Consider the following 7,755-nt stretch of genomic DNA (forward strand, 5'->3'; position numbering starts at 1 on the left):
GGACGCGGCTGGCCAGCGGCAGCGACGATGGGACCGTGCGGCTGTGGGATGCCCGCACTGGCAGGCCGATCGGCAACCCCTTGACCGGCCACACCGACTCGGTGGAGGTGGTGGTCTTCTCCCCAGATAGCACCCGCCTATACAGCGCCGACCTCAGCGGGAGAGTACACGTCTGGAATATTCAGCTTCCATCTGATCTTCTCAGCGCGGTCTGCGCCATCGCCGTTCGTGGGCTCACCCAAGAAGAATGGCAACAGTACGTCCCCGACGCGCCCTACAAGCCCACCTGCCCGATGCGCCCGTAAGTCCGAGCGTCTGGCCTGATCACGAAGGCTTGGCGTCTGCCAACACCTCCGACGATGAGAGTCGTCGGAGAGCATGACCGTAGGAGTGGCCCTCCGCTCGGATTCGTGCGATTAGCCCCAAACTAACTCTGTGTAACTGCTGTCACATTTCATGTTCTCAGAAATGACCGGTTTTGGGGTGCCGGTAAGAAACGTGTCATGAGCCCCAAACGGCGTTGATCTTGCTGTAACTTGCCTGGTCAATGCTGGGTGGTCATGAAACACCCCCCGATGCACATCGACGAGTTGGTCGAGCACTGGACGATCCTGGATGAAGAGCGCGATCTGATCGCCGGAAAGCGCGACGCCACGCGACTCGGCTTCGCGATCTTGCTGAAGTTCTACACGCAGCACGGCAGGTTCCCGCGCGGCCGTTCAGAGCTGCCGGAAGACGTGGTTGAGCACGTGGCCAAGCAGGTCCGGGTTCTTGCCTCGGAGCTCGGCTTTTATGAGTGGTCCGGCTCCACGATCGAGTACCACCGCAGTCAGATCCGTACGCACCTGGGCTTTCGCACCTGCACGACCGAGGACGCAACGAAGCTGGCGGTGTGGCTGGCCGAGGAGGTCGCGCACGCCGAGCGACGGCCTGAACGGGTCCGGGAGGAGTTGCTCAAGCATCTGCGCGAGGAGCGGATCGAACCGCCGGCGCCTGGCCGGATCTCCCGGATCGTGGCCTCGGCCCTACACAACGCGGAGGTCACCTGGTCGGTGCGGATCGCCTCCCGGTTGAGTCCCGAGACCACGCAGCGGATCTACGCGCTGGTCGGCATCGACGATGCGAGCCGCGCGGTAGGCGAAGGGGCCGGTGACCGTCAGGGGTCCCGGTAGCACTGACGAAGTTTCGGTCGGATATAGCCGCGACCTGCAGTGATGTTGGGGGTGCAGGGCCTGGTTCATTGATGGTGATCGCTGACCGGCGGGCCTGTGCCTGGCCGGGCAGCGGGCGGTGCCGTGTTCTCAAGCCCGGATCGCGGCTGCGCAACGGCGAGCGAGGATTTCGATCTGCTCGACCAGCTCCGGGGGATCGGTGACGGTGAAGTCGGTGTCGATGGACGTGATCATCCAGGACAGCGCCCACGGGGAGTCGGCGCCTACATGGAGCAGGCAACTGGCGTCGTCGATCGCCTCCAGCACGCCCATACCAGTCCAAATGCGGTCGGCCAGTCCGGCAGCCGAGCGGTGCAGGGTGACGGTGGCACGGTAGGGCCACGCGCGCGCGGAGAGCTGATTCGAAAGATAGGTGACCACATCCCCTTCCGGCGCCTCGCGGGGTGGGAAGCGCGGGCCAGTGGGTGTGCGAGCGTGCAGCCGGTCCACCCGATAGGAACGCCAGTCCGCGGCCGCCGCGTCCCACGCGACCAGGTACCAGTGCCGGTTGAAGTTGACCACCGAGTGTGGTTCGACATCCTTGATCGATTGGTGGCCATGGAAATTCGTGTACTCGAAGCGCAGCCGCTCGTGGCGGTGGCAGGCGTCGGAAATGGCGATGAGCGTGTCGGGTTCCACGCGTGGCGCGGTCGCCTCCACACGGATCAAGGAGCGCTGCAAGGCTTGCAGACGGTGCCGCAGGCGCGAGGGCATGACCTGTTCGAGTTTGGTGAGGGCGCGCAGCGCGGAGTCCTCGAAGCCGGCCACGGTCCCGCCCGTCGTGGTGCGCAGGCCGACCGCGACGGCCAGCGCCTCCTCATCGTCGAGCAGCAGCGGCGGCAGGGTGCTGCCCGCGGCCAGCCGGTATCCCGCCGCGCCCTGGACGGCGTCCACCGGATAGCCGAGTTCGCGCAGCCGATCCACGTCCCGGCGCACGGTCCGGGCGCTGACGCCGAGGCGTTCTGCCAGATCGCCGCCTGACCAGTCGCGATGCATCTGCAGCAGGGACAGCAAGCGCAGGAGCCGAGCCGAGGTTTCGAGCATGATTCAAGAATGCCACCAACTTAGGAACGAACCTGTCCTAAGGCCCTCCTAGCTTCAAGACATGACGAAAATCGCTCCCTTCCGCATCGATATCCCCGACACCGACCTCGAGGATCTGAACCGGCGATTGGCCGCCACTCGCTGGCCCGAGGAACTGCCCGGCGTCGGCTGGACCTACGGCATCCCGACCGGCTATGTGCGGGAGTTGGCCGAGTACTGGCGTACCGGCTTCGACTGGCGGGCGCAGGAGGCTGCCTGGAATCGGTATCCGCAGTTCGTCACCGAAATCGATGGGCAGCGTGTGCATTTCCTGCATATCCGCTCGGCCGAGCCCGACGCGCTGCCGCTAGTCCTGGTGCACGGCTGGCCGTTCGAGGACTTCACTGCCATGATCGGCGCGCTCACCGATCCGGTTGCGCACGGCGCTGCTCCGGAAGACGCCTTCCACCTGGTGATTCCGACGCTCCCGGGGTTCGGCTTCTCCGGCCCGACACGCGCGGCCGGTGCGGCGTCGACCGAGCGTAGCGCGGAGCTCATCGCAAGACTCATGGCGGAGTTGGGATATGAGAGCTACGGCGCCCAGGGCGGCGATGCGGGCTCGTTCATCGCACCCCAGCTGGGCCGCACCGACACCGAGCACGTGGCGGGAGTCCACCTCAACGATCCGATCACCATTCCCTCCTGGGGCGACGACGGATCCGGCTACAGCGCAAGCGATCAGGAGAAGCTGGCGCAAATGAAGGACTGGAGCAGCAAGGAAACCTCGGGCTATGCGGGCATGCACGCCACCCGCCCGCAGACCCTCGCGCCGGCGGTCGCCGACTCGCCCGCGGGCATGCTGGCGTGGGTACTGGACGTGGTGAACACCTTCAAGAATCCCGCCAAGGCCACGCCCTCCGACGCGATCGACCGCGACATGCTGCTCACCAATCTCTCGATCCTGTGGTTCACCAACACCACCGGCTCGTCCATGCGGTTGTACAAGGAATCCCAGCACTGGGGCGCGGAGCTCCCCGATTCCGGTGTCCCCACCGGCATCGCGGTCTTCCCGGGCAACAACACGATTCGCGGCATCGCCGAGAAGCAGAACACCGTAGTGCACTGGTCGGAGTTCGACCGCGGCGGCCACTTCGCACCGATGGAGGCCCCCGACCTCATGATCGGCGACCTGCGCGAATTCTTCCGCAAACTCCGCTGATTCGGGAGTCTGGAACCATCGGGCCGAATGGCGATCGTGCACCAGATCGCCATTCGGCCACATGTACGTGATAATCATCTATTATCACGTACATGAGCGATCACGGCGGCGCCGCGACCAGGCGAACTGCCCGCCGCGGCGGCGCGCGACTCCGGCACGTTATCCGGTACATCGCCGCAGGCGTCGCGCGGGGGGCGGCATGAGCGCCGCACCGAAGATCACCGCCCTTCGCGGTGGGCACGTCACGCTCGCCGCGGCGGCCGACGCCTTCCTGGCCACCCCGCACACGGCCAACCCCAACACCCACCGCGCCTACGCCTCAGCCATCGACCGCGTCACCACACTCCTTGGCCGCGACCGGCCGCTCGCCGACGTCACCGACACCGAGATCGGCACCGCGCTCACCGAACTGTGGGGAGCGAGCGCGCCGGCGACCTGGAACCGCAACCGCGCCGCCATCACCTCCTGGCTCGCCTGGTGCCAGACCAAGAAGCACTGGGCCGCCCCCTCGGTCCCGGCCGACGCCGAACGCCGCAAGGAGAGCGCCGACGAGACCCGCGCGGTCGCCAAGACCACCATCCACCAGCTGCTGTCACGCCGCGACATCCCGCTCCGGGAGAAGACGCTGTGGCGGATGCTGTACGAGACGGCGGCCCGGGCAGCGGAGATCCTGGCGCTGAACGTCGAAGACCTCGACCTGGAGCACCGCCGCGCCCCCGTCCGCTCTAAGGGCGGGGCCACCGAGTGGGTGTATTGGGACCGCGGCACCGCCCACCTGCTGCCCCGGCTACTACGCCTACCGGACGGCAGCACGCGCACGCACGGTCCGCTGTTTCTGTCCGAGCGGCGCCCGGTCCCCGCCCGCCGCCCGGCCGCCGCCGACATCTGCCCGCACACCGGCCGCGCCCGCCTGGGCTACGACCGCGCCCGCGTCTTGCTGGAGAAGTACGCCGGGCTCGATCTGCACCAGCTGCGCCACAGCGCCGCCACCCACCTCGGCGAGGCCGAAGTGCCGCTGCAGCTCATCATGGGCAAGACCCGCCACAAGAACCCCCGCACCGCCCTGCGCTACGTCAAACCCGGCGCAGAAGCCATCGCCAAGGTCACCGAGGTCCTGGCACCCCGCCGCCGTACCCACTGATCAGGAACTTCTCCGAGTGGGAGGGGACGCTGCCCCTTTCTCTCGTACTTGGTCTGGCCCCCTCAGGGACTCGAGGGCGGCTAGGACGAGGTCGAGGCCGAAGATGAACTCCTTCGCCGGGTCGAAGCCGGCAGAGACGAGCGCCGCGGCGGACTCGTTGAGGTAGGGGAACTCGTCAGGAGGGAGCTGGGGCAGGAAGACGTCCTCGGCCATGTCCGCGAACTCATCGGCGGTGTCGAACGGCAGGCTGGCCGCCTGCAAGGCGAAACCGTAGACATAGCTGTCGAGCAACCAGTTGGCGTGCGTCGCCATCAAGGCCGAGAAGCCGGCCCTCCGCAGGCAGGCGGTGACCGCTTCGTGGTGGCGGAGGTTCGCGGGCCCGGGCGATGTCCGCGACTCCATCAGGCCGTTCGCCCACGGGTGGCGTGCGAGAACCTGTCGGGCGGATACCGCCCGCCGTCGCATCGCCGACTGCCAGTCGGTCCCTTCGGGCGGGAGCTCGATCTCCTCGAACACGACGTCGATCATGGCGTCCAGCAGCTCGTCCTTGCTCGCCACGTAGTAGTAGAGCGACATCGCGCCCGCGCCGAGCGCGCGAGCCAGCCGGCGCATGCTCAGCCCGTCGACCCCCTCGCGGTCGGCGAGGCGGACCGCCTCCACCACCACCCGCTGCTTGCTCAGCCCCGCGTCGGACGCGACCTGCCTTTGTTCCCTCCCGGACACGGGTCTCCTCGCTTGCTCGTACAGATTGACAATCGTACAGCGTACGAGCACAGTACAGCAGACGCACTCGTACGGCGTACGACGTACGGTGTACGAGTCAGCGAGTGTCGCGGTTCGGAGGAGGAGGCTTCTGTGGGGATCGAACAGCGATCGAATACCGGAGACGGCCTGGTGCCGGGGGCGAGTCCGGCCAGGGCGGCGACGATGCGGGCCGCCGTCCAGCACCGCTACGGCCCGCCCTCGGTGCTCAAGTCGTCCGAGGTCGGGCTACCGCTGCCCGGTCGAGGCGATGTGCTCGTCCAGGTGGGCGCGACCTCAGTACATCCTGGCGACTACTTCGTCATGACCGGTGAGCCGTACGTGGTGCGCCTGGTGTTCGGGCTCCGCCGGCCGCGCCACGGCATCCCTGGCAGGGACCTCGCTGGCGTGGTGGCAGCGGTCGGGAAGGACGTCACCGCTCTCCGACCCGGCGACAAGGTGTTCGGCTGGAGCACCACAGGAACGCTCGCGGAGTACGCCTGCGTCCCGGCGGACCACCTCGTGTCCGTGCCTGCCAACCTGTCGGACGTGGACGCGGCAGCGGTGCCCACGTCGGCCATGACGGCATTGCAGGCATTGCGCGACATCGCGAACGTTCGACCGGGCCAGACGGTGCTGATCACGGGCGCGTCGGGCGGCGTGGGCTCCTTCGCCGTACAGATCGCCAAGGCCTTCGGCGCCGAGGTGACGGGTGTGTGCAGCACCCGCAACGTCGACCTGGTCCGGTCGCTCGGCGCCGACCACGTCGTCGACTACACCGAGACCGACTTCACCCGCACCGGGAAGCGCTACGACGTCATCCTCGACAACGTGGAAGCCCAGCCCCTGGCGGCTGTCCGCCGAGCGCTGACGCCCACCGGCACCCTCATCCCCAACAGCGGACGCGGCGGCCGCTGGCTCGGCCCCCTCGGCCGGATCGTCAAAGCGCGCGTGCTGTCCGGGTTCACCCGTCAGCAGCTGAAGCCCTTCACGTCGGTCGGGAAGCGCCAGGACCTGCTCACCCTGGCCGACCTGCTCACGACCGGGCAGGTCACGCCCGCCATCGACCGCACGTACCCCCTCGACGAAGCAGCCGACGCCCTCCGCTACATCGCGGCCGGCCACACCCGAGGGAAGGTCGTCGTCACCGTCTGACGACCGCAGCGACGAGAACGACCCAACCCATGCGTGTGCACGCCCAAACCTGCCGCCACTCCGGCGGACGAACCGCTCCTCTCGAAAGTAAGAACCGATGACCATCCCAACGAAAACCCCGAACCTGCTCGACAACCCGCCGGTCATCCGACCGCAACGAAGGAGTAAGAGATGAGATCACCGAAGAACACCGCCACCACGCCAGCCCGCAGTTGGTTCGTTCGAGGCCGGCTCGTCGGTGCCGCGGCGATCGCGTTCGCGCTGTTGGTGGTGATAGAGAACGTGTTGTTTGCGGTAACGGGCGCGCTGCCCTACGGCGCTCCGATCGAGGAAGTGCTGGCCTACTACGCGGCCAACCGCGACGCGGTCGCGATCGTGTCCGGTCTGGTAGCCCTGTACCTGCCGCTGCTGCTCGTGTTCGTGACGGGCCTGCACGGCCTCGTGGAGCGGCGCGGCGGAGCGGGCGCTGACTGGTCGCGCCTCGCCTTGGCCGCTGGCGCGACGCTGTCGGCCATCTTCGTGCTTGTCAACGTCCTGCAGATCGGGCTCGCGCTCTCCGCCGGCGGGCTCGCCGAGCCGACGCCCGCGTTCGGGCTCGTCTGGCAGATTCACGCGGCGGCGTTCGCGCTGGCGCTGCCGATGCTCGGCACCACCTGCATCGGCTCGGCCCTCGCCGCGCACGCGAGCGGGCTGACTCCGGCTTGGCAGCGCCTGCTGGGCATGGTGGGCGGGAGCCTGCTGCTCGCCGCGGGGCTGGGCAACCTCGCGATCGCCGACGGCTCGCCGCTGATTTTCGTCGGGCTCCTAGGGTTCGTCGCCTGGCTCGTCTGGCTGCTCGCGACCGGCGTGCGCCTCGTCCGGTCGTGACCGAGATGAGGGCGGCGCCGAGGTTGCGCACGCTGGCGAGGACTCCGTGGAGGGCCGCCCGGGGATGGCAGCCACAGCCTCGAATTCGACCACCCGTGCGTATTCACGCCCAAACCTGCCGCCACTCCGGCGGGGAGACCGCTCCTCTCGAAAGAAGAACCGATGACCATCCGAACGAACACCCCGAGCCTGCTCGACAACCCGCCGATCCCCGTGCAGGCCAAGCTCACGGCAGCTTGGACCAGCTTCATGTTCTTCTACATCTACGTCGACTACCTCCACCTCTACAAGGGGGCGGCGGTTCACTGGCAGGCTTCATTGATCCATTGATCTGTATTCCTCCCCGGTGTGCCGTAGGACTTCACCCTCTGTGATCACGGAAGCCGTTGGGGTCGGAG

At 67.6% G+C, this 7,755-nt stretch carries 8 protein-coding genes and 1 pseudogene; 7 read left to right on the forward strand and 2 right to left on the reverse strand.

Going from position 1 to position 7,755, the window contains the following annotated elements; genetic code table 11:
• A pseudogene (locus tag AB0J87_RS60370) lies at positions 1 to 305 on the forward strand (hypothetical protein); the annotation flags it as partial.
• A gap of 270 nt (positions 306 to 575) precedes the next feature.
• A complete protein-coding gene (locus AB0J87_RS60375; protein ID WP_363984493.1) occupies positions 576 to 1,172 on the forward strand; it encodes a DUF4158 domain-containing protein in 597 nt (198 codons plus the stop codon).
• A gap of 129 nt (positions 1,173 to 1,301) precedes the next feature.
• On the opposite strand, the gene AB0J87_RS60380 is transcribed toward AB0J87_RS60375, so the two are convergent.
• Positions 1,302 to 2,255: a WYL domain-containing protein gene (locus AB0J87_RS60380; protein ID WP_363984495.1), complete on the reverse strand. Its 954-nt coding sequence runs from the start codon at positions 2,253 to 2,255 to the stop codon at positions 1,302 to 1,304.
• Positions 2,256 to 2,316: 61 nt separating this feature from the next.
• Between AB0J87_RS60380 and AB0J87_RS60385 the strand changes: the two genes are divergently transcribed.
• Both AB0J87_RS60385 and AB0J87_RS60390 read left to right on the forward strand, forming a co-directional pair.
• On the forward strand, positions 2,317 to 3,453 hold the full coding sequence (locus AB0J87_RS60385) for an epoxide hydrolase family protein (protein ID WP_363984497.1): 1,137 nt from the start codon (positions 2,317 to 2,319) through the stop codon (positions 3,451 to 3,453).
• A gap of 199 nt (positions 3,454 to 3,652) precedes the next feature.
• Complete coding sequence (locus AB0J87_RS60390) at positions 3,653 to 4,594, forward strand: site-specific integrase (RefSeq protein ID WP_363984499.1); 942 nt, start codon at positions 3,653 to 3,655, stop codon at positions 4,592 to 4,594.
• Here the strand turns inward: AB0J87_RS60390 and AB0J87_RS60395 are convergent, their stop codons facing one another.
• On the reverse strand, positions 4,595 to 5,317 hold the full coding sequence (locus AB0J87_RS60395; RefSeq protein ID WP_363984501.1) for a TetR/AcrR family transcriptional regulator C-terminal domain-containing protein: 723 nt from the start codon (positions 5,315 to 5,317) through the stop codon (positions 4,595 to 4,597).
• Between the two features lie 132 nt (positions 5,318 to 5,449).
• Between AB0J87_RS60395 and AB0J87_RS60400 the strand changes: the two genes are divergently transcribed.
• The 3 genes from AB0J87_RS60400 (at position 5,450) to AB0J87_RS60410 (ending at position 7,687) form a co-directional block, all read left to right on the forward strand.
• Positions 5,450 to 6,490, forward strand: coding sequence for an NAD(P)-dependent alcohol dehydrogenase (locus tag AB0J87_RS60400; protein WP_363984503.1), 1,041 nt, complete (start codon positions 5,450 to 5,452; stop codon positions 6,488 to 6,490).
• Positions 6,491 to 6,661: 171 nt separating this feature from the next.
• On the forward strand, positions 6,662 to 7,357 hold the full coding sequence (locus tag AB0J87_RS60405) for a hypothetical protein (RefSeq protein WP_363984505.1): 696 nt from the start codon (positions 6,662 to 6,664) through the stop codon (positions 7,355 to 7,357).
• A 162-nt stretch (positions 7,358 to 7,519) separates the two neighbouring features.
• Entirely contained in the window at positions 7,520 to 7,687 is a 168-nt protein-coding gene (locus AB0J87_RS60410) for a hypothetical protein (protein WP_363984507.1), read from the forward strand.
• Positions 7,688 to 7,755: the final 68 nt, after the last annotated feature.

Origin of the sequence: Nonomuraea sp. NPDC049625 (assembly GCF_040675285.1) — a bacterium.
Classification (GTDB): Bacteria; Actinomycetota; Actinomycetes; order Streptosporangiales; family Streptosporangiaceae; genus Nonomuraea; species Nonomuraea angiospora_A.

Bases quoted from the DNA above. Each gene is read 5' to 3' on its own strand.
- AB0J87_RS60375 (WP_363984493.1), top strand. From the start codon at position 576: ATGCACATCGACGAGTTGGTCGAGCACTGGACGATCCTGGATGAAGAG.
- AB0J87_RS60410 (WP_363984507.1), top strand. From the start codon at position 7,520: ATGACCATCCGAACGAACACCCCGAGCCTGCTCGACAACCCGCCGATC.
- AB0J87_RS60380 (WP_363984495.1), bottom strand. From the start codon at position 2,255: ATGCTCGAAACCTCGGCTCGGCTCCTGCGCTTGCTGTCCCTGCTGCAG.
- AB0J87_RS60385 (WP_363984497.1), top strand. From the start codon at position 2,317: ATGACGAAAATCGCTCCCTTCCGCATCGATATCCCCGACACCGACCTC.
- AB0J87_RS60390 (WP_363984499.1), top strand. From the start codon at position 3,653: ATGAGCGCCGCACCGAAGATCACCGCCCTTCGCGGTGGGCACGTCACG.
- AB0J87_RS60405 (WP_363984505.1), top strand. From the start codon at position 6,662: ATGAGATCACCGAAGAACACCGCCACCACGCCAGCCCGCAGTTGGTTC.